Source organism: Marinilactibacillus sp. Marseille-P9653, from assembly GCF_916618885.1.
Lineage (GTDB): Bacteria > Bacillota > Bacilli > Lactobacillales > Carnobacteriaceae_A > Marinilactibacillus.
The window spans coordinates 1,759,373-1,779,217 of sequence record NZ_CAKAKH010000001.1; the positions used below are offsets into that span (position 1 = coordinate 1,759,373).

General features: G+C 37.6%; 18 protein-coding genes. All 18 read right to left on the reverse strand.

Going from position 1 to position 19,845, the window contains the following annotated elements; genetic code table 11:
- Positions 1 to 10: 10 nt before the first annotated feature.
- On the reverse strand, positions 11 to 1,288 hold the full coding sequence (locus tag LG377_RS08595) for a dihydroorotase (protein WP_225744251.1): 1,278 nt from the start codon (positions 1,286 to 1,288) through the stop codon (positions 11 to 13).
- A 9-nt stretch (positions 1,289 to 1,297) separates the two neighbouring features.
- Positions 1,298 to 2,221 (reverse strand): aspartate carbamoyltransferase catalytic subunit, encoded by a 924-nt coding sequence (locus LG377_RS08600; RefSeq protein ID WP_370632551.1) that lies wholly within the window; start codon positions 2,219 to 2,221, stop codon positions 1,298 to 1,300.
- A 191-nt stretch (positions 2,222 to 2,412) separates the two neighbouring features.
- The gene (gene pyrR / locus LG377_RS08605) at positions 2,413 to 2,958 is read right to left on the reverse strand and encodes a bifunctional pyr operon transcriptional regulator/uracil phosphoribosyltransferase PyrR (RefSeq protein WP_225744253.1); all 546 of its coding nucleotides are present in this window, start codon (positions 2,956 to 2,958) and stop codon (positions 2,413 to 2,415) included.
- 302 nt (positions 2,959 to 3,260) lie between these two features.
- On the reverse strand, positions 3,261 to 5,246 hold the full coding sequence (gene uvrB / locus LG377_RS08610; protein ID WP_225744254.1) for an excinuclease ABC subunit UvrB: 1,986 nt from the start codon (positions 5,244 to 5,246) through the stop codon (positions 3,261 to 3,263).
- A gap of 122 nt (positions 5,247 to 5,368) precedes the next feature.
- Positions 5,369 to 5,620 (reverse strand): 30S ribosomal protein S20, encoded by a 252-nt coding sequence (rpsT, locus tag LG377_RS08615; RefSeq protein ID WP_225744255.1) that lies wholly within the window; start codon positions 5,618 to 5,620, stop codon positions 5,369 to 5,371.
- Positions 5,621 to 5,790: 170 nt separating this feature from the next.
- Positions 5,791 to 6,837, reverse strand: a complete 1,047-nt coding sequence (gene holA, locus LG377_RS08620) for a DNA polymerase III subunit delta (RefSeq protein ID WP_225744256.1) — start codon at positions 6,835 to 6,837, stop codon at positions 5,791 to 5,793.
- A 13-nt stretch (positions 6,838 to 6,850) separates the two neighbouring features.
- On the reverse strand, positions 6,851 to 9,187 hold the full coding sequence (locus tag LG377_RS08625) for a DNA internalization-related competence protein ComEC/Rec2 (RefSeq protein WP_370632552.1): 2,337 nt from the start codon (positions 9,185 to 9,187) through the stop codon (positions 6,851 to 6,853).
- A gap of 50 nt (positions 9,188 to 9,237) precedes the next feature.
- Positions 9,238 to 9,735 (reverse strand): ComE operon protein 2, encoded by a 498-nt coding sequence (locus LG377_RS08630; protein WP_225744257.1) that lies wholly within the window; start codon positions 9,733 to 9,735, stop codon positions 9,238 to 9,240.
- Between the two features lie 97 nt (positions 9,736 to 9,832).
- Positions 9,833 to 10,483 carry a helix-hairpin-helix domain-containing protein gene (locus LG377_RS08635; RefSeq protein WP_225744258.1) on the reverse strand — a complete coding sequence of 217 codons (651 nt, stop codon included), beginning with the start codon at positions 10,481 to 10,483 and terminating at the stop codon, positions 9,833 to 9,835.
- Between the two features lie 115 nt (positions 10,484 to 10,598).
- Positions 10,599 to 11,687, reverse strand: coding sequence for a SepM family pheromone-processing serine protease (locus tag LG377_RS08640; protein ID WP_225744259.1), 1,089 nt, complete (start codon positions 11,685 to 11,687; stop codon positions 10,599 to 10,601).
- Between the two features lie 21 nt (positions 11,688 to 11,708).
- Entirely contained in the window at positions 11,709 to 12,194 is a 486-nt protein-coding gene (gene coaD, locus LG377_RS08645; RefSeq protein WP_225744662.1) for a pantetheine-phosphate adenylyltransferase, read from the reverse strand.
- A gap of 2 nt (positions 12,195 to 12,196) precedes the next feature.
- A complete protein-coding gene (gene rsmD / locus LG377_RS08650) occupies positions 12,197 to 12,754 on the reverse strand; it encodes a 16S rRNA (guanine(966)-N(2))-methyltransferase RsmD (protein ID WP_225744260.1) in 558 nt (185 codons plus the stop codon).
- An 8-nt stretch (positions 12,755 to 12,762) separates the two neighbouring features.
- Positions 12,763 to 13,098 (reverse strand): YlbG family protein, encoded by a 336-nt coding sequence (locus LG377_RS08655; protein ID WP_225744261.1) that lies wholly within the window; start codon positions 13,096 to 13,098, stop codon positions 12,763 to 12,765.
- An 87-nt stretch (positions 13,099 to 13,185) separates the two neighbouring features.
- On the reverse strand, positions 13,186 to 13,458 hold the full coding sequence (locus LG377_RS08660; RefSeq protein WP_370632553.1) for a DUF1507 family protein: 273 nt from the start codon (positions 13,456 to 13,458) through the stop codon (positions 13,186 to 13,188).
- Between the two features lie 160 nt (positions 13,459 to 13,618).
- Positions 13,619 to 14,914 (reverse strand): group II intron reverse transcriptase/maturase, encoded by a 1,296-nt coding sequence (gene ltrA / locus LG377_RS08665; RefSeq protein WP_225744262.1) that lies wholly within the window; start codon positions 14,912 to 14,914, stop codon positions 13,619 to 13,621.
- Positions 14,915 to 15,450: 536 nt separating this feature from the next.
- A complete protein-coding gene (typA, locus tag LG377_RS08670) occupies positions 15,451 to 17,280 on the reverse strand; it encodes a translational GTPase TypA (protein ID WP_225744263.1) in 1,830 nt (609 codons plus the stop codon).
- A 243-nt stretch (positions 17,281 to 17,523) separates the two neighbouring features.
- Positions 17,524 to 18,303: an inositol monophosphatase family protein gene (locus LG377_RS08675; RefSeq protein ID WP_225744264.1), complete on the reverse strand. Its 780-nt coding sequence runs from the start codon at positions 18,301 to 18,303 to the stop codon at positions 17,524 to 17,526.
- A 134-nt stretch (positions 18,304 to 18,437) separates the two neighbouring features.
- Positions 18,438 to 19,844, reverse strand: coding sequence for a dihydrolipoyl dehydrogenase (gene lpdA, locus LG377_RS08680; protein ID WP_225744265.1), 1,407 nt, complete (start codon positions 19,842 to 19,844; stop codon positions 18,438 to 18,440).
- Position 19,845: the final 1 nt, after the last annotated feature.

Genomic DNA, 19,845 nt, shown 5'->3' on the forward strand with positions numbered 1-19,845 from the left:
TTTTTTTCAACTAGTTTCCCTCCTGGTATACAACTTTTCCATTTACAATCGTCAGATACGTATCTCCAGCGATGTCCCACCCGATAAATGGTGTGTTAGACGATTTAGATTTTATCGTCTCTTTTGAAATCTTGGTTTTATTTTCTAAATCAAAACAAGCGATATCTGCCGGAGCACCTACTGTTAGTCTGCCGGCTTCAAAACCAAATACTTTGGCGGGGTTTATCGTCATCCAGTCAATAAGTTGTTCAAGTGTGACTTTATGCGTTTTAACTAGATAAGTGTAGAGTAATGAAAAAGCTGTTTCACTTCCGATGATTCCAAATGGTGATCCAATCATTGACCCCTTTTTCTCGTCTTCACTATGAGGGGCATGATCTGTTGCGATCATGTCAATTGTCCCGTCTAGTAAGCCTTCCAAAAGAGCTTCTTGGTCGTCTTTCCCTCTAAGTGGTGGATTCATTTTATACAGCGTATTGTCTGACGGAATATCTTGTTCTGATAATAGTAAGTGATGTGGTGTAACTTCGGCTGTAACGTTGATTCCAGCTCTTTTAGCTTCTCTAATCACTCTGACGCTTTCTTTCGCTGATACATGACAAATATGATAGTGCACACCGGTTGCTTCGGCTAACAGCACATCTCGAGCGATCTGAGTGGATTCTGTTAGTTGGCTCATTCCAGGTAAGTTCAATTCTTTGTTTCGGATGCCTTCATGCATCACACCCCCACCAAATAGCAACGAATCATCTTCTGTATGCGCAACAATCGCAACATGGTTTCTGGTAGCTTCTTCCATTGCTTTAAACATGGTCGCTGCTGTTTGAACGCCTAAGCCATCATTTGTAAAGGCAAAAGCACCTGCTTCTATTAAAGATTCTTGATCTGTAAGATCCTCGCTTGTAAGCAATTCTGTGATAGGCGCGTACTGTTTAACATTTACTAAGGCTGTGTCTTTAATCAACTGTTGTATTCTTTGCATCTTTTCAGCAGTATCTGGAGCTGGATTTACATTAGGCATCGCACAGATCGTTGTAAATCCTCCTCGAGCAGCTGCAGCCGAACCTGTTTCAATGGTTTCTTTATACTCAAATCCAGGTTCTCTAAGGTGAACATGTACATCTATCAGACCTGGTACAACCAGCTTTCCTTGAACGTCAATGACTTCTACCCCATCAGAAGAGAGTTGCTCTCCTATTTCTTTTATTTTTCCGCCTTCAACCAAGATATCTTGAAGCTGCTTTGAGTGTCTTGGTAAGGTGTGCGCATTTTTTATCAGTAGTGTCATTGTATCCTCCTAATATTCGTTCAGTAATGAGTCGATAATGGCCATTCTAGCATATACACCATTTTCCATTTGCTTGAAAATTCTCGAGCGTTGGCACTCGACTAATTCTGTTGCAATCTCTACACCCCTATTTACCGGTGCCGGATGCATGATGATTGAGTTTTCATTCATTCGTCTTTCACGTTCAACAGTTAATCCGTATTTATTTAAGTAATCCTCTTTAGAAAAAACTTGTCCAAGATTACTGTGCCGTTCGTGCTGTACTCTAAGTAACATCAAAACTTCTACTTTATCGATCAACTCATCCATTTCTACATGAGTTCCATATATGTGAAGCGAATCATCCATCCACTCTTCTGGTCCAGTAAAGTAAACATCAGCACCCAGTTTATTTAGTATCTGAGCATTACTTTTTGCTACTCTGGAATGTCTTATATCTCCAGCAATCGCGACTTTTAAGTGTTGAAATGTCTTGAATTCTTCATAGATAGTCATTAGATCTAAAAGCGATTGGCTTGGGTGCTGACCGGCTCCATCTCCACCGTTCACAATCGAACACCTCAAGTCAGGTATACTAATCAATTCTTCGTAAAAAGCTTCTTGTCCATGTCTGATCACGATAAGATCTACCCCAATCGCTTCAAACGTTTTTACGGTATCGTATAAAGTTTCGCCTTTTTTTAGGCTACTATTTTCAGGAGAAAATTCTAAAACCTGCATGCCTGATTTTTTCTCTGCCATTTCAAAGCTCTTATGTGTGCGTGTACTGTCTTCAAAGAAAAGATTTACTGCATAACGATCATGAAATCGGGCAATCATCTGACCCAGTTTAAATTTTAATGAATGATCAATCAGTGTTTGAATCTGATCAGGTGTAAAATCATTTAAGGTAATAAAATGTCTACGTTTAAGTTGTTGTAACCCATTTTTCATTTTCAAATTCCTTTCTTTTCTGCTTTTATTTACAAAAAAAGACCTGAGCCAGATGCACGTCAGGTCTGAGGGTAGTCTGCTTCCATTAATCTGGTAAAGAATCTTCTCACGAATGTGATAGCTTCTTCAATCCTTCTAATGGATTCCTCAGTGACCTTTAGTGCCTCTCTGGACTACTTTTTAAAGTTCACTTATGATTTAGTTGGTTTAATGATCGTGACAGTATCTTTATCATCGACTTCTTTTAAAGAGACTTGAATCGTCTCATCGTTAGCGGTTGGAATATTTTTTCCTACAAAGTCTGCTCTTATCGGTAACTCTCTATGTCCACGGTCTATTAACACAGCAAGATAAATTTTTTTCGGTCTTCCGCTATCAATAACTGCATCTAATGCTGCACGTATTGTACGACCTGTATATAATACATCGTCTACAATCACGACTTGTTTATTTTCGATTGAAGTAGCAATATCCGGTGCCGGAATAGTCATTGTTTCGTTTTTATGATCATCACGGTAATTAGAAATATCTAACTCCCCGATTTCAACTTTATGTCCTTCTAATTGTTCAATTCTTTGGGCAATGCGCTGAGCGAGGAATACACCTCTTGTCTTTACACCCAGAAGAACTAGATTATCGATTCCTTTATTTTTTTCAATGATTTCATAGGTAATTCTCGTCAAAGCTCTTTTGATTGCGACTTCGTTGATTACTTCTATTTCCTGACTGTTCTGCATATTGACTCCTCCAAATTTGTTTTTACTTTTCGTTAATAATCCGTATCGAAGCAACATATAAATGCCAACAGACAAAAAAAGCTCTCTTATCCTTGTGCGATAAGAGAGCTTCCTAATGATTTGTTAGGTTTAAAGATGAAGGTACACTTCACCCATGAATCTCCACTAAAAGCTTATATAAACTGCTCTGAATGAAGGTTCTGCTCCTTATTAGCCTCACAGGACTACTTATTAAAGGATATCTATTAACTTTTCATTTACTTTACAGGTTTCTCAAATAAAAGTCAACAAGCTTCTATTGATCACTTAGGAAATTTCGTTTTAATCTCCAGAACTACATCACGAAGCTGAGCGGCTTTCTCGAAGTCCAGCTCTTTGGCTGCTTGTTTCATTTCGAGTTCCATTGTCTCGATCAGTTCTCTTCTTTCTTCTCTTGAAAGCTGTTTGAACGTGTCTTCTGTCAAATCTTCCCCGTCCTCGATGATTGTAGAAATTTTTATGAGATCTCGTACTTCTTTCTTAATTGTCTTAGGGGTAATACCATGAACCCGGTTGTATTCTTCTTGAATTTCACGTCTACGCTCGGTTTCTTCAATCGCTCTGTTCATTGAGTCTGTTCGTTTGTCAGCATACAAAATGACTCGACCATTTTCATTACGAGCTGCACGGCCCATTGTCTGTATTAAAGAACGGGTACTTCTCAAGAAGCCTTCTTTATCTGCGTCAAGGATCGCAACCATTGAAACTTCTGGTACATCTAATCCCTCTCGAAGCAAGTTGATACCGATTAATACGTCAAATTTCCCTATGCGTAGATCTCTGATAATCTGTGTTCTTTCGAGGGTCTTGATATCACTGTGAAGGTACTGCACTTTGATCCCAACTTCTTTAAGGTAGTCCGTCAAATCTTCAGACATTTTCTTCGTTAATGTGGTAATAAAGACTCTTTCATTTCTTTCAATTCGTAGATTGATTTCTTCAATTAAGTCATCGATCTGTCCTTTGATTGGTCGAATTTCAATAATAGGATCAAGAAGTCCAGTAGGTCGGATGATTTGTTCAACAATTTGAGTTGAACGTTCCATTTCATAATCTGCTGGTGTTGCAGAAATATAGGTGATCTGCGGAACTCTTTCTTCAAACTCTTCCAGACGAAGTGGCCTGTTATCCAGCGCACTTGGCAGTCTGAATCCGTGTTCTACAAGTTGTTGTTTTCTTGCACGGTCTCCGTTATACATGCCTCGAATCTGCGGAATTGAAATATGAGACTCATCTACAATGAAAAGTGAATCTTTTGGAAAGAAATCAAGTAAGGTATAAGGAGATTCTCCAGGTTTTCTTCCATCCATATGTCTAGAGTAATTCTCTATCCCTGAACAGTAGCCCATTTCCATCAGCATTTCAATATCGTAATTCGTCCGCTGCTCTAAACGCTGTTCTTCAAGTAACTTGTTGTCTTCTTTCAGCTCTTCTAGTCTTCCACCTAATTCATCTTTTATGGACTCGATTGCTGATCTCGTCTGTTCATCATTTGAAACAAAGTGGGTAGCTGGGAAAACAGCCACATGAGAAAGATCTGCTTTAACCTCTCCTGTTAGTACATCCACTTCTCTTATCCGTTCAATTTCATCTCCAAAAAATTCAACTCTGATCGCTTCACTTTCTCTAGAAGCTAAGAATATCTCGACGATATCTCCTCGAGCACGGAATCTACCTCGTTGAAAGTCGATATCATTTCTTTCGAATTGCATATCTACTAATCTTCTGAGTACAGCATCTCGACTGATCTCCATACCAGATCTAAGAGACAAAACATGTTCTGCATAATCTTTGGGATTTACAAGTCCGTAGATACAAGAAACCGAAGCAACGACAATCACGTCTCTTCTTTCTAATAGTGAACTAGTAGCCGAATGTCTCAATTTATCTATTTCATCGTTTACTGATGCATCTTTTTCAATAAATGTATCGGTTGAAGGTACATAAGCTTCTGGCTGGTAATAATCATAATAACTTACAAAATATTCTACTGCATTATCAGGAAAGAACTCTTTGAATTCTGAATATAATTGTCCCGCAAGTGTCTTGTTGTGTGCAATCACAAGAGTCGGTTTGTTGACTTGCTGGATAACGTTGGACATCGTAAAAGTTTTTCCTGTACCCGTAGCACCCAGTAAAACTTGTTCCTTCTGACCTTCATTAATTCCTTTGACGAGTTTTTTGATTGCCTCTGGCTGATCTCCACTAGGCTCATAAACAGATTTTAACTTGAATTGATTCTCAGACATCCTTCATTTCCTCCTAAACCTAAACATACATTCGTATTAATAATAATACCACAAAAGGTCAAAAAAAGTTCTCCTTTAGACTGATGTCTGAAAGAAGAACTTTTTATACGAACTTAAGGTCATTAACCTAATTTTTTAGATAAACGAGACTTGTCGCGAGCAGCTTTGTTTTTGTGGATTAATCCTTTAGACGCTGCTTGGTCAATAGCTTTAACAGCTGATTTAAATAATTCAGCTGAATTATCTTGTCCGTTTTCAACCGCAGTTAAATATTTTTTCTTAGTGCTACGCATAGCTGACACTTGCGCAACATTGTTAGCATTCTTTTTAACATCTTGACGTTGACGTTTAATAGCTTGTACCATGTTTGGCATTCTGAAAACACTCCTTTATAAAAAATTCTTTAAATCCAGTTCATTCTCTATAAACCGTACATTTCTGTCCGTTTTTTACCGAATGGAACCTTCTCTATTCAGTTGATTTTCAACATTCTCCATTGTACAGGATAATAATTACTTTTGCAATATTTCAAACAGAAACTTATTTAGTTTACTTGTAAATGTGACTGATCATCAGAAAATTTTAAAATAAATAGTTCCACTTGAAGCTCTGGATTTACTCTACCTGATTTGATTAAATAGTCTGCATCTATAAGATGGTGATGAGCTTTAGAGAGTATTTTCTGTTCGAATTTCTTTTCTTTTTGCAGTGCTAGCTTCACCCTGAAAGGATGTACTTTTAAGATTTTTGCAATATCAGCTTGCTGGTACCCTTTTCTTCTTAAAATTTTCACTTGAAGTAACAATCGAAACTGACCAATCATCAACGCTATTATTTTAATGGGGTCTTCTTTTTGCGTTAACAGATCCTGATAAAGTTCAACGGACTCCTGAACCTTTTTACTCAACACTAAATCATTTAATTCAAAAATGTTCTGTTCAAGCGTTTTAGGAACTAACTGCTCTACTGTAGATATATTGATATGCTTATCTTGTTGATGATAAATCATTAGTTTATCTAATTCGGTCATACTTTTAGAAAGATTTCGATCAGTGAGCTGAATCAATTTATCTAGTGCATTCGAGTCAATAGAATACCCTTCGGTCTCACATGTAGATTTCACAAGATCGTAAACAGATTTTTCATTCAGCGGCTCAATATTGATGATTTCAGCTTGCTTCAAAAGGGTTTTGGTTATTTTTTTTCGTTTATCCAGTTTTTCATAAGGTGCAAATATAACAAGCACCGAAAAATCGGAAGGATTTCCTAGGTATGATTCAAAATAACTCATATCGTGATCAGGTCCATTAGTTACCGTTTTACCAGTCAAAAAATAAGGAGACTGTACAAATACGAGTCTTTTATCTCCAAAGAACGGAAAGGATTCAGCCTCTTGTAAAGCTACATCAATCGTTGTTTCTCTCATATCGAACTGGCCAAAATTGAACTCAGAAACTTCATCATCCAATACTGAATTGATGAGCGCAAATTTCACCTTTTCACTTAGATATTGTTCCGTTCCCTGAATCAGATAAACGGCTGAGTATGTTTTATTTTCTATTGCTTTGATTTGTTTTTTTAACTCAATCATCCTGAGCTCCTCACTAATTTGTATCATCATGATGAGATATTACTTGTATCATACGATCATCATTAAGTTTAATAAAGGGGAAAGTATAGTATTCATACAGAACAGCTCCTCTTAGGTCTGTTCTGTAAACATCGATTGCTCTGTCTTCTAATCGACTCAACACTTCAGGGTTTGGATGTCCGTAGATGTTGTTTACACCGCTCGAAATCCATCCTACTTTTGGTCTCAAAGAATCTAAAAAAACTTCTTGAGAAGAAGTCGAACTTCCATGGTGAGCGACCTTTAATATATCCACTGCTAGGTTTGGATACATTTGTGTGATAACCTCTTCTCCGGTCGCTTCAAGATCTCCTGTGAATAACCATCTGTATCGACCGATTTTACCATACAAGACTAATGAAGCCTCGTTTTTATTTTGATTCTCCTTTAGATTTTTATCCTCATCTGGATAAATGACTCTTAGACCAGGTCCCAAGACACTTTCTAAGTCCCTACTTAAGATAGTGAATGGAATCTTTCGTTTTTTGAACTCTGGCATCATTGCTTCAAGTGATGGATCCAAAAAGGTCGATTGAGTCGCTAAGATTTCTTGTGTCTGTATGCCTTGAATGATTTCTTCAAGAGCTCCAATATGGTCAGCATCGGCATGGGAAAGATAAATTTGATGAAGCTTATTTACACCTAGTGATTTTATAGTCGGCAAGACAATATCTTCCCCTACTGCAAAAGGTGTTTCTCTTTTTCTCCACTCTTCTACTGACTTCCATTCCACTAGTCCACCAGTGTCAATCAAATAATTGCCTTTACCAAATGGCTGTTTGATCAACAGCGAATCTCCTTGACCCACGTCTATCATCATAACTTTTCCAACAGGTGATAATTGTTCCGAAAATAACCCTACAAAGAACAAAAGACATCCAATTAGGATTATGCCATTTTTCCTATGACCCCTATTCTTTTCTAAAGTGATCAAAAACACTAGGATACCCAAAACTAAAAAAATCATGCCGATTACTGATAGCCTGCCGACTACAAAAGAAAAATCATAGCTTTCACTTAAAATTTTTACGCCTTGTTCTATTCCATCTAGTAAATAGTCTGAAACAGCGTTAACCCATTTAAACAATGGCCATTTACTGAACAGGACTCCCAAAATAAATAAACTGACTAATAACGGCAACAGCAAATAAGAGAATAGTGGAATAAAAAAGAAGTTCAGTAGGATAACAATCCAAGAAAATTCAAAGAAATGAAAAGATAGTACTGGAATACTCACAATTGAGAGCGTACAATTCAATACAACCGTTTGCTTCAAAGGAGACATCAACTGAACATTTTTTTGATTTGAAAGTAAAATCAACAGACAACTCAGTAAGTAACTTAACTGAAAACCTGCAGAATACATTTGATAAGGGTCAATCAGTAATGCCAGCATCAAGGTTAATGCCCAATTGTCAAGTGACGACGATGGGCGTTTCAGTAGTGTGAAAATTGTAGCAATCAAAGCTTGTACAATCGCTCGAAACACACTGACTCCAAATCCAGAAAGATATCCATAAATGGGTAAGAATACCAGTAGCCAGACTGCTGTCGTCTCTTTTGTTAGTCTGCATTTTAGTAGACCGTTTCTCACCAAGGCGATCATAAACTGAATATGCAAACCTGATATACTTAAAAGGTGAATCACACCTAAATCTCGGTAGTTTTCCAAGGTAGACTCAGACATTTCTCGCTTATCCGCAAAAAGTAATGTTTTGATATAGGCACTCGTTTTACCAGAAAGAATCCTATCAATAAATTCTAAAAAAAGTGTTCTTACCCTATCTACTCGATATGAAAAAGGCATACTGATCTTTTCTTCAGGAAGTTTTCGGATAGTGTCCGCTTGAAAAATCCAATAGATTTGATTTCTGTATAAATACTTTCTATAATCGAACTGATTAAAATTACGCGCTTGATTGGGTTTTGATAAAGAACCGGTCAGTTCAACATAATCAAAGAAAGAATCGATTAAAAAGTCATTCTTCTCTTCTTCTGACTGGATTTTATAGGTAACGATCACTTCTTCATTAGGCTTATTATTTAGCTTAACTAGACCCGTAAATCTGAGTCGATCTCCATCAATATCAATCGTGCTTTTTTTGACGAGCACACGAGTCGTTTGTACACCTTCATTTAACCATGTTTTTTCGTTATGTGTCTTTAACATCGTTAAGCCACAAAGAATCGATGCGATAAACACCGAAATGAACAGAATCTGACCATTTCTGGTCATAATCAAGCGAATAATGACGATTATCACCACTGCCACAGACAGTGCTGAAAAGTTTTCTAAGACCATCATTATCATTGATAATGAAAGGATAGCCGGAAAGATTAGAAAACCTTTTATTTCAAATTTTATGAAACCGTATGATCGGGTTTTGAATCTGAATTATAAAGATGTCCTATATTTTGAAAAAAGTCATTAGGAACATCTATCTGTTCAACCTCAATTTTAGCGTGCTCTAAAAGTTTCAAAGCATAATCGTTATTGTGATAATCTCTTAAATAGTATATCTTTTGAATACCTGCTTGTATAATCGTTTTTGTACACTGTAAACATGGAAAGTGCGTCACATAGATATCGGAACCTTCTGTCTTAACACCAAATTTAGAGCATTGTAAAATAGCATTAATTTCGGCATGAACCGTTCTGACACAGTGTCCATCTACTACATAACATCCATGCTCAATACAGTGTACGTCTCCACTTACAGATCCATTGTATCCGCCAGAAATCACTCTCTTTTCTCTAACGATGGTGGCTCCTACTGATAGTCTAGTACAAGTACTTCTCATAGCTAGCAACATACTCTGTGACATGAAATATTGATTCCATGGAATTCTATCTGTCATCTTTTTCCTCACAATCTTTACTGGTATTAAACCAATAATGTGTTCCTACGTCTATATAGTATACAAGAGAGTATTTTGCATATCAATCACTCAAAGGTTAATCTACTACAATATCTTCTTTTATAGAGTCAAATATTTTTTCACCAATACCCGATATATTCTTAATTTCTTCAATCGTCTTAAATCGACCATTTTCTTCCCGGTAATGGACGATTGACTGAGCTCTAGAATCTCCAATTCCGTTGAGCTGTGTTAATTCCCCTTGATCAGCATTATTGATGTTTATTTTATTTTTTTGAGTTTCATCATTTACTCCGGTGTCAATATTTGTAAACGCCTCTTCACCGATTGCTGGTATGTAGACCATCATCTGATCAACAAGCACAAGCGCTCTGTTGATCGTTCGATCATCCGCTGTTTCTGTTACGCCACCTGCCTCTATAATCGCCTCTCCTAATCGCGCGCCTTCTTTTAAAGTATATACTCCAGGATAGACTACTTGTCCTTTGAGCTCGATAATAAGCTCTGACGATTCGCTAATGTCTTCCTCAGCTTCATCATTAAAGGTTTCTTCTGCTGACATACTTGTATCGGAATATAATTCTGTTAATTCTTCTTCTACAAATGTCTCAGGTTTATTTACAGCAAACACTAAGATGAATAAAAGCCCTAGAATGATAGAAGTAAAACCTATGATATAGTAATTTAACGGCGGCTGATTTTTTAACCAATAGACGAACTTTTCCATGTATCATCTCCTCCAGTTTGACCATCTACTATATATACTGTTTTCCTTTTCTAAAACTAATGAACAAAAAAATAAGAAGATCAAGTTTTTCACCTGATCTCCTTATTTGAATGATTTATGCAGCGATTAAAGGAACAAGGTCCTTATCAGAAGGCAATTGAGCTACAGGACTTAAGCTTTTTAGATAGTCGACTGCATCGCTAAACGTTTTAACTGGTACGATCACCATATCCGTATCAATATCTTCAGCAGCTTCTACAGCGACTTCATAATTTGTTTTATAATCAGGATAATCTTCCTTCAGTTCAGCAGACAGTTCATCATCTGGAGCGAAGAAAACAGTCGCCCCTTCTTTATCAGCAGCAACGACTTTTTTGTCGATTCCACCAATAGGTCCAACGGTTCCATCATCTGAAATGGTTCCCGTCCCTGCAATAGTTTGTCCGTCTCTCAAATCAGAGTCTGTAATCATCGAATAAATTTGTAGAGAATACATTAATCCAGCAGAAGGCCCACCTATTTGACCGGAATGAATGGTCACTTCCGGATCGGTTACGACGGTCGACTGGTCTACTAAAGAGATTCCAATACCAGGCTCTCCAGTCTCTTCTAATTCGATCAACTGTCCTTCAGACACACTCTCTACGCCGTCACGCTCGTAATGAATCGTAACGGTATTGCCCACTTCTTTTGATTTGATGTAGTCCATAAATTGGTCTGTGTTCTCAAACTCTAACTCATCCACAGAAGTAATGGTATCCCCCATTTGAAGAGAGGACGAAAAGTTTGAATTTTCAGTTACACTCATAACGTAAACACCGTTATAAGTAAGATCATAAGGTAACTCTGCGGCATCAAATGCAGCAACCACTGCTGAATGAACTGAGCTATCCATATAGTATTTCTGCAATCTATTATAAGCTTCGTAGTCATCTATTTCCCCAAAGAGTTCTGCTTCGGTGACGACATCATTATAGGGCAGAAACTGGAATAAGTAAGAAAAAGGTGTAGCTTGAAGAATTTCAACCGTCGTCATCATGAATTTACCAGGCTCTTCAGAATAAGCTCCTTCAACTTCTACTACGGGATTTAGATCTAAAACGCCACCCGGTCTTTCAATATAATAAGGAATAGGCCTTAAAAAAAATAAGTAGCCAAATCCTAGTATCACGACAAGTTTTATCCATAAAGGTATCTTTTTCAATCACTTTCCCTGCTTTCCTAGTTACCTATTCTTTTGCTTTATTTGTTTTTCTATGTTTTCAGGAACCAATCCTTGGATATTCCCATGAAACTTTGCAACTTCTTTAACCAACGAAGAACTGACAAAGCGGTAGTGTTCATCTGACATGAGGAAAACTGTTTCAATCTCTTTGTTTTGAGTTTTATTCATTGAAGCAATATCCATCTCATATTCCATATCTTTAATAGAACGGATACCTCTAATCAAGGCTTTGACCTCTAACTCTTCTGCCAGGTCAATCGTTAAACCACCCTTATGTTTCAACACCTTTACATTTGAATCTGGTAATTGAGATTCAAGTGAATCAATAATCATCTGCATTCTTTGGTCAACGTCAAATAAAGGTTGTTTTGAAATGTTTTCGCTAACAGCAATAATGACTTCATCGAATAGCGTAGATGCTCGTTGGACAATATCTAAATGTCCATTCGTAAATGGATCGAAACTACCTGCATATAGAGCCTTCATACTCACTCACGGCCTCCTCTATAAACGGTGATTCTTGTTGATCCATAGACTTTTTGTTTTGTTACACTGAAAGATCCTATAGATTCAGGTAAAATTGTGTTTCTATCTGTTTCACATAAGATCATCGAAGTTGAGTCAATCAAATTTCTGCTTTCAAGATCTTTAACAATCTCTGTAATTTTTTGCAATGCATATGGGGGGTCTAGGATGACTAATTCAAATAATCGCTTAGCTGTTTCTAATTCTACTATGGCTTGACGATCTTTTTTCTTTAAAACTGTGAATTTTTCAGGTTCTTTTGTCATCTCGACATTTTCTTGAATAACCCTGATTGCTTTGAAATTAAAATCTACTAAAACTGCTCGATCCATCCCTCTTGAAACAGCTTCTATTCCCAAAGATCCACTTCCAGCATACAAATCTAAGACAGTTCCTCCGTCGAAATACGGACCAATCATGTGGAATACAGATTCTTTGATTTTATCGGTTGTTGGTCTAGTAGTCGTTCCCGGTACTGCTTTTAAAGGGCGACCACCATATTCTCCAGATATCACTCTCATTTTTAACCTCAATTCCAGCCAGAAGAAAGCTGATTAAATATTGAAATTTCTTTACTTTCATCTTCTTTTTTTCTTTGAGCTGCGAGTACTCGGACTTCATCAAGTACGCCGTCGAAAGTCTTAGGCATCTCACATTGATAAGATTCTTCAACTTTTTTTACAAAATGTTGCTTGGAAAGATTTTGTTGAACGGATTCTTTATCCTTTTTATCTATATACAAAATAGCATAATTCATTTTTTTTGAGACATAATGGACTAATCCATATCGTTTCAATTTATTAATATATTTGGTTGTATAGACCCATACGACTAGACAGGATCTTTCATTTTGGTCTTCTAACATTTAATTCTCTCCTCGAAACGATTGATTTCACCTATTATAACAAAAAAATCCACTCAATATGAGAGGATTTTAGTATTTATCTTTTTCTCATTCTTTTGATTCGTCGTAAGCTTCATTAATTAAATCATTCAGATGTTTCTCCAGTTCACTTAACATGAGCTGACCTTCTTCTTCATCTAATATCCCCAAAGAGGAAGCAAATTCAATCTTTTTTGAGAATCCAAACATCTGTGTATCAATAACCTCTTCAAAAGCAGGGCATGCCACACACAAGTGTTTCTGATTTTCGATCAAAGTAGAAATTTTACTAGCGTCTTCCATTAGAATATCTTTAGCAAGTGCATTTCTTAAGCGATCCACTCTGCAGGCCCCCTTGATAATCATTGTCAATAACAGTATAGCATAAAAGCGCTTTGAGACAACTAATCATTTATATTTGTTAAAATCGAGTAGGAGGTAAATCATTAATTGATTTACCGTCCTCTCACACCACCGTGCGTACGGTTCCGTACACGGCGGTTCAATACCTTGCGCAAGCTGACTCTACCAAGGAGCTTAAAGAGACTAAGCCCCAATGGTGGAGTCTTTTCGTTATAAGTGCCTGATGAACTACAGGCGTCATGGATAGCCTCCAGTACTTCTTGCGGGAAAATCCGATTCTTCTAGCACTATCCATATCCAATCCATAGCTGAATAACTTCGTTATTTTCGTTTTGCTTTTCTTCCATTTTTTGAGTATCAGCTGTCTGATTCTATGATGTAACCATTGTTCTATCCGTTTTATGAACATTTTGATAAATCCAAGACCAAAATAGCCAATCCACCCTCGAGTCACTTGATTGATTTCCTTTATAATAACTTCAAAGGTTCCGGAACGTTTACGACTCGTTAGTCGTTTGAGTGTTCGTTTAAATTTCTGTTTGGCTGATTTTGTAGGGATAAAACGACAGGTTCCATTCACTTTCCTTATCAGACAGCTCAAGAACTTTAAACGAGTAGGAGACCCGACTTTACTCTTATCTTTGTTAACGATTAGTTTCAAATCTTTCTCGATGAATTGTGTCACACTTTGTATCACACGTTCACCTGCTCGTTTAGATTTCACATAGATGACGAAGTCATCCGCGTAACGAACAAATCGATGACCACGACGGTCTAGTTCTTTGTCCAGTTCATGTAAGTAAACATTGCTGAGAAGGGGCGAGAGTACGCCACCTTGCGGTGCGCCTGTTTTACTTTCTACGAATTCGCCAGACAGGTCTATGACACCACTCATCAAAAACTTACGGACAACCTTTAAAATCGCTGTATCTTGAATAAAGGTTTCAAGATGGTACATCAGTTTATCATGACTTAATGTATCGAAACATTGTTTCAAGTCACAATCGACCACGAATTTATATCCTTCTTCGTAATAATCTACACATTGCTTCAATGCTGTATGGGTTCCTTTATTCGGTCGGAATCCATGACTTTGCGGAAGAAAGTGCGGGTCAATCAGTGGTTCAATCACTTGTTTGATAGCTTTTTGTACAACACGGTCACGAACGCAAGGAATACCGAGTTTACGTTTATCTCCGTTTGGCTTAGGAATTTCAACTCGTTTAACGGGTTGAGGTTTATAAGTTCCATTAAGGAGTTTCTGCCTCAATGGCAGATAAATTTCTTCAATATGTTCCTCGACTTCCCATACTGTCATACCGTCTATCCCAGCTGCTCCTTTATTACGTCTAACTTTCGTGGCAGGTGTCGATAGATTCTTTCTACTTACAACGAGCTCCATCAAAGATGGAGACTTACGATACAGTTCTTTCATTTGACCTAGAAGGGTACTCTACACATCTACATACTCTTTCGGTTCCACCTTATCCCTCTGTAGATTGCCAACCATTCGGTTGTTTTCTGCAGTAAACGTCCCTTCTAACCTCCAATCTATACTTTGTATTTGATATTGTTTGGTCCTTCAGTACATTTTCCCTACTATGACCTCGGCTGACTTCTGCCTATTCGTTGTTACTACGACCGAACGGTCGCTAGACAGACCTCCCCGGGTAAGAACGACAACCTTCCGCTCATGTCACTGCTTCATTTACTGTACAGGATTCGTGCAGTATTGGACTTTACTTTGTTTAGCAAGCTCGTCCGTCCTGATTCAGCCTTGATATGAAGTTTCTGTTCGTCAGTGCGAGCATTTGCGTCCGACTTCCTTCAGATTCCGCCTCACGGCGGACACCCTTGTCTTTCGCTAACAGTTCCTACTGCCAAGCCTGTAGTGGACTTTCACCACCAAGTTGTCGCCCACGCCGGGCGCACTAAAAAAAGCCAGTAGTAAGCACTACTGACTTAGAATATTTATTTAGATTTTTTACCAGCTTTTTCACGTAGATTTTTATCTAAGATTTTTTTACGTAGACGAATAGATTCAGGTGTTACTTCACAGTACTCATCTTCAGCCAAGAATTCTAATGATTCTTCAAGCGTTAAGATACGAGGACGTTTGATAACATTTGTCTGATCTTTATTCGCAGAACGGATATTTGTTTTTTGTTTTTCTCTAACAACGTTAACAGAAAGGTCATTATCACGGTTATGTTGTCCAACAATCATTCCAGCATATACTTCAGTTGTTGGTTCAACAAAGATTACACCACGGTCTTCTAAGTTCATGATACCGTATGTTGTAGCAGAACCATTTTCCATAGAAACCAGTGCTCCTTGACGTCGCTCTCCAGCTCCACCAGCAACCATTGGTAAATATTCCTCGAATGTATGGTTCAAGATACCATATCCACGAGTCATAGACAGGAATTCAGTTGTAAATCCGATTAAACCACGTGCAGGAGCAGAGAAAATTAAACGTACTTGACCATTTCCAGTATGGACCATATCTTTCATCTCAGCTTTACGTTGTCCAAGGTTTTCAATAATTGATCCCATGTATTCTTCTGGGGTATCAATTTGAACACGCTCAAACGGCTCGTGTTTTTTACCGTTGATTTCTCTGATGATAACTTCTGGACGAGATACTTGTAACTCGTATCCTTCACGACGTAAGTTTTCAATCAAGATAGACAAGTGTAACTCACCACGACCTGAAACAATCCATGCATCTGGAGAGTCAGTCGGATCGATTTTTAGAGAAACATCTGTCTGTAATTCCATATTCAATCTTTCATTTAACTTGCTCGAAGTAACCCATTTACCTTCGCGACCTGCAAAAGGAGAGTTATTGACTAAGAAAGTCATTTGTAATGTTGGCTCATCGATACGTAAGATTGGTAGTGGATCTACATGGTCAACAGGTGTAACGGTTTCTCCAACAAAGATGTCTTCAAAACCAGATACTGCAATCAAGTCACCAGCTTTAGCTGACTGAATTTCAACACGGCCTAGGCCGAAGAAACCAAATAGTTTTGTTACACGGAAGTTTTTAGTTGATCCGTCTAATTTACTTAATGTTACGTTGTCTCCAACTTTGATTGTACCGCGGAATACACGACCAATACCGATACGTCCAACGTAATCATTATAATCTAATAGAGAAACTTGGAATTGTAACGGCTCATTACTGTTATCCACAGGTGCAGGAATTTCAGAAACAATTGTTTCAAAGACTGGATTCATCGTATTTTCTTGATCATCTGGGTTGTCAGAGAAGCTTGAAGTTCCGTTCAATGCTGAAGCATAGATTACCGGGAATTCTAATTGTTCTTCGTCTGCATCTAATTCAATTAATAAGTCTAATACTTCATCCAAAACTTCTTTAGGACGAGCAGAAGGTTTGTCGATTTTGTTTACAACTACGATTGGACGTAATTTTTGCTCTAATGCTTTTTTCAATACAAAACGCGTTTGCGGCATCGTACCTTCATATGCATCAACAACTAAAATTACACCATCAACCATTTTCATGATACGTTCAACTTCACCACCGAAATCGGCGTGACCAGGTGTATCCAAAATATTGATTTGCGTATCTTGGTATTTAACAGCCGTGTTTTTCGCAAGAATCGTGATTCCACGTTCTCTTTCAAGATCATTTGAATCCATTGCACGTTCACCAAGTTGGTTACGAGCATCCAGTGTATCTGATTGTTTCAATAATTCATCAACCAGTGTTGTTTTACCATGGTCAACGTGGGCAATAATTGCAATGTTACGAATATCATTTCTAATTTCCATTTAATCATTCACTCCTTAATAACTACGGTGAGACTTCATCATTTTTTAAACTACAAATCTTTAGAATCCAATATTTCATATTTAGTCAAGTTAAAAGTTCTAAAAAAGTTTAACAGATTTTCACACAAAAAGACACTTACTCTTGGTTTGACTTCAACGCAAGAATAAATGCTAAGTCATTGGACCTTTTTTTCCACTTCTTATTATAACAGTAATTTTCAGAAAATACACTATTTTTTGAAACTATTTAAAATTTGTTGTCACAATTTCGTTGTAGGCACTTGGTGTTGCAAAAATCGTCTGGTTTGTTTTCAGTAAATCAACTGGTTCTCCAGAGAAATTTGAGATCTTAAAACCGAATTCTTCTAACATAATTTTACCAGGTGCAATATCCCAAGGACTCAATTTTGTAGCTACATAAGCCATGATGTTACCCTTGATCAATTCGGTCACTTCTAATCCAGCTGAGCCTAGCATTCTAACACCCATAGATCGGCCTGCGATTTTTCTATAATCGCTGAAAGCATCTTGTGTCATCAATTGACTATTTGTAGCCATCAGTCCATCCGATAAACTTTTATTATCAGGTGCGCTTACTGGCTGGCCATTGCAAAATACACCTTGTCCTTTAATAGCGTGATAAAGTTTCTCTTCAGTCACGTTATAGATATATCCTTGTACACCTTTGCCTTCTTCGTATACTGCAATCATTACGGCAAAATTCTCTTGTTGGAGAACAAAGTTTAACGTTCCATCAATCGGGTCGATAAACCAGACAGTCCCCTTCAAATCTTCAAGGTTATCTCCAAAACCTTCTTCTCCACAGATACGATCATCAGGAAAATGGCTTCTAATTTTATCAGTCAAAACCTCTTCAATTTTCTTGTCCATATTTGTCACAAGATCATTTCTTGCTGATTTTTCTTCTACTTCTAAACTTTTTTCCTTTGCTTCTTCAATCATTTCAGCGGTTTCTTTTATCCATTGTTTGATTAACTGGTCTCTTTTTTGAATATCAGACATGTACATTCCTCTTTTCTATTCGTTCTGTTCATTATATAAGTTTTTAGGTTTTCTATCAAAGTATAGCTGTTATGTTTAAACTATGTAAAAAAATCGAGTGAGAAGAATACCCACTCGATTAAATCTATCAATATTTACATGTGGATTGGTAGTCCTAAAGCAGCTTCTGCTGCATCCATTACAGATTCGCCTAGTGAAGGGTGTCCGTGGATAGTCATTGCGATATCTTCCGCATTCATACCACTTTCAATCGCCAACCCAAGTTCAGCAATAACGTCAGAAGCGCTGTGTCCAGCAACTTGAGCTCCGACAATTACGTTATCTTCTTTAGTCGTTACTAAACGTACGAAACCTTCAGTAGCGTTAAGGGATAACGCACGACCATTTCCAGCTAATGAAAATTTAGTCGTTTTAGTGTCAAGACCTTTGTCTTTAGCTTCTGCTTCAGTTAAACCTACTGATGCAATTTCAGGATCTGTAAAGGCTACTGCTGGAAGCGCACGATAATCAACAGCAACTTTTTTACCCGAAATTGCTTCTGCAGCAATTTTAGCTTCATAGCTAGCTTTGTGAGCTAGTGCAGGACCAGGAACAACATCACCAATAGCAAAGATGCTTTCGATATTTGTACGTCCTTGGTTATCTACTTCGATCAAGCCACGATCACTCATGTTTACACCAGCTTGTTCTAGACCAAGTTCATCAGTATTCGGACGACGACCAACGGTTACTAATACATAATCAACGTCTAAAGATTCTTCTTTTCCGTTAGCTTCGTATTTAACTGTTACACCATCATCAGTTTTTACTGCTTCTTTAGCCATAGCTTTAGTGACAATATTAACGCCACGGTTTTTGAAGTTTTTCTCAACTAATTTAACCATGTCTTTGTCAAAACCATTAAGAATTGAAGGAAGACCTTCAAGGATAGTGATTTCAGTACCTAAGTTAGCATAGACTCCAGCTAATTCAGAACCGATGTAACCACCACCAACGATAGCCATTTTCTTAGGAACTTCAGTAAGGTTCAAAGCTCCCGTAGAATCTAGTACGCGATCACTGAATTTAAATCCAGGGATTTGTACTGGACGGCTACCAGTTGCAATAATAGCGTTGTTGAAAGAATAAGTTTGAGCACTATCTTCACCCATTACACGTAAAGTGTGTTCATCGTTGAAGAAAGCTTCTCCGTAAAGGATTTCAACTTTGTTCTTTTTAAGAAGCATTTCTACCCCTTTAGTTAATTTATCAACAACTTGAGTTTTTTTCCACTCTTGAGTTTTCGAAAAATCAAGAGTTACGTTTTCAGTAGTGATACCGAAAACTTGAGAATCTAATGACTCTTGGTATTTGTGTCCAGCAGAGATTAATGCTTTAGAAGGAATACATCCAACGTTCAAGCAAACTCCACCAATAAATTCTTTTTCTACAATGGCAACTTTTTGTCCCATTTGAGCAGCGCGGATGGCAGCTACATAGCCACCAGGTCCAGCGCCGATTACGACTGTGTCTAACTCAATTGCGAAATCTCCTACAACCATT

Coding starts and splice junctions, on each gene's coding strand:
- holA (WP_225744256.1), bottom strand. CDS start 6,837: ATGATTGAGTTAAAAAAACAAATCAAAGCAATAGAAAATAAAACATAC.
- lpdA (WP_225744265.1), bottom strand. CDS start 19,844: ATGGTTGTAGGAGATTTCGCAATTGAGTTAGACACAGTCGTAATCGGC.
- LG377_RS08630 (WP_225744257.1), bottom strand. CDS start 9,735: ATGACAGATAGAATTCCATGGAATCAATATTTCATGTCACAGAGTATG.
- coaD (WP_225744662.1), bottom strand. CDS start 12,194: ATGAAGGCTCTATATGCAGGTAGTTTCGATCCATTTACGAATGGACAT.
- LG377_RS08635 (WP_225744258.1), bottom strand. CDS start 10,483: ATGGAAAAGTTCGTCTATTGGTTAAAAAATCAGCCGCCGTTAAATTAC.
- LG377_RS08655 (WP_225744261.1), bottom strand. CDS start 13,098: ATGTTAGAAGACCAAAATGAAAGATCCTGTCTAGTCGTATGGGTCTAT.
- rpsT (WP_225744255.1), bottom strand. CDS start 5,620: ATGCCAAACATGGTACAAGCTATTAAACGTCAACGTCAAGATGTTAAA.
- typA (WP_225744263.1), bottom strand. CDS start 17,280: ATGGAAATTAGAAATGATATTCGTAACATTGCAATTATTGCCCACGTT.
- LG377_RS08600 (WP_370632551.1), bottom strand. CDS start 2,221: ATGAAAAATGGGTTACAACAACTTAAACGTAGACATTTTATTACCTTA.
- rsmD (WP_225744260.1), bottom strand. CDS start 12,754: ATGAGAGTGATATCTGGAGAATATGGTGGTCGCCCTTTAAAAGCAGTA.
- pyrR (WP_225744253.1), bottom strand. CDS start 2,958: ATGCAGAACAGTCAGGAAATAGAAGTAATCAACGAAGTCGCAATCAAA.
- uvrB (WP_225744254.1), bottom strand. CDS start 5,246: ATGTCTGAGAATCAATTCAAGTTAAAATCTGTTTATGAGCCTAGTGGA.
- LG377_RS08675 (WP_225744264.1), bottom strand. CDS start 18,303: ATGTCTGATATTCAAAAAAGAGACCAGTTAATCAAACAATGGATAAAA.
- LG377_RS08625 (WP_370632552.1), bottom strand. CDS start 9,187: ATGATAATGATGGTCTTAGAAAACTTTTCAGCACTGTCTGTGGCAGTG.
- LG377_RS08595 (WP_225744251.1), bottom strand. CDS start 1,288: ATGACACTACTGATAAAAAATGCGCACACCTTACCAAGACACTCAAAG.
- ltrA (WP_225744262.1), bottom strand. CDS start 14,914: ATGAAAGAACTGTATCGTAAGTCTCCATCTTTGATGGAGCTCGTTGTA.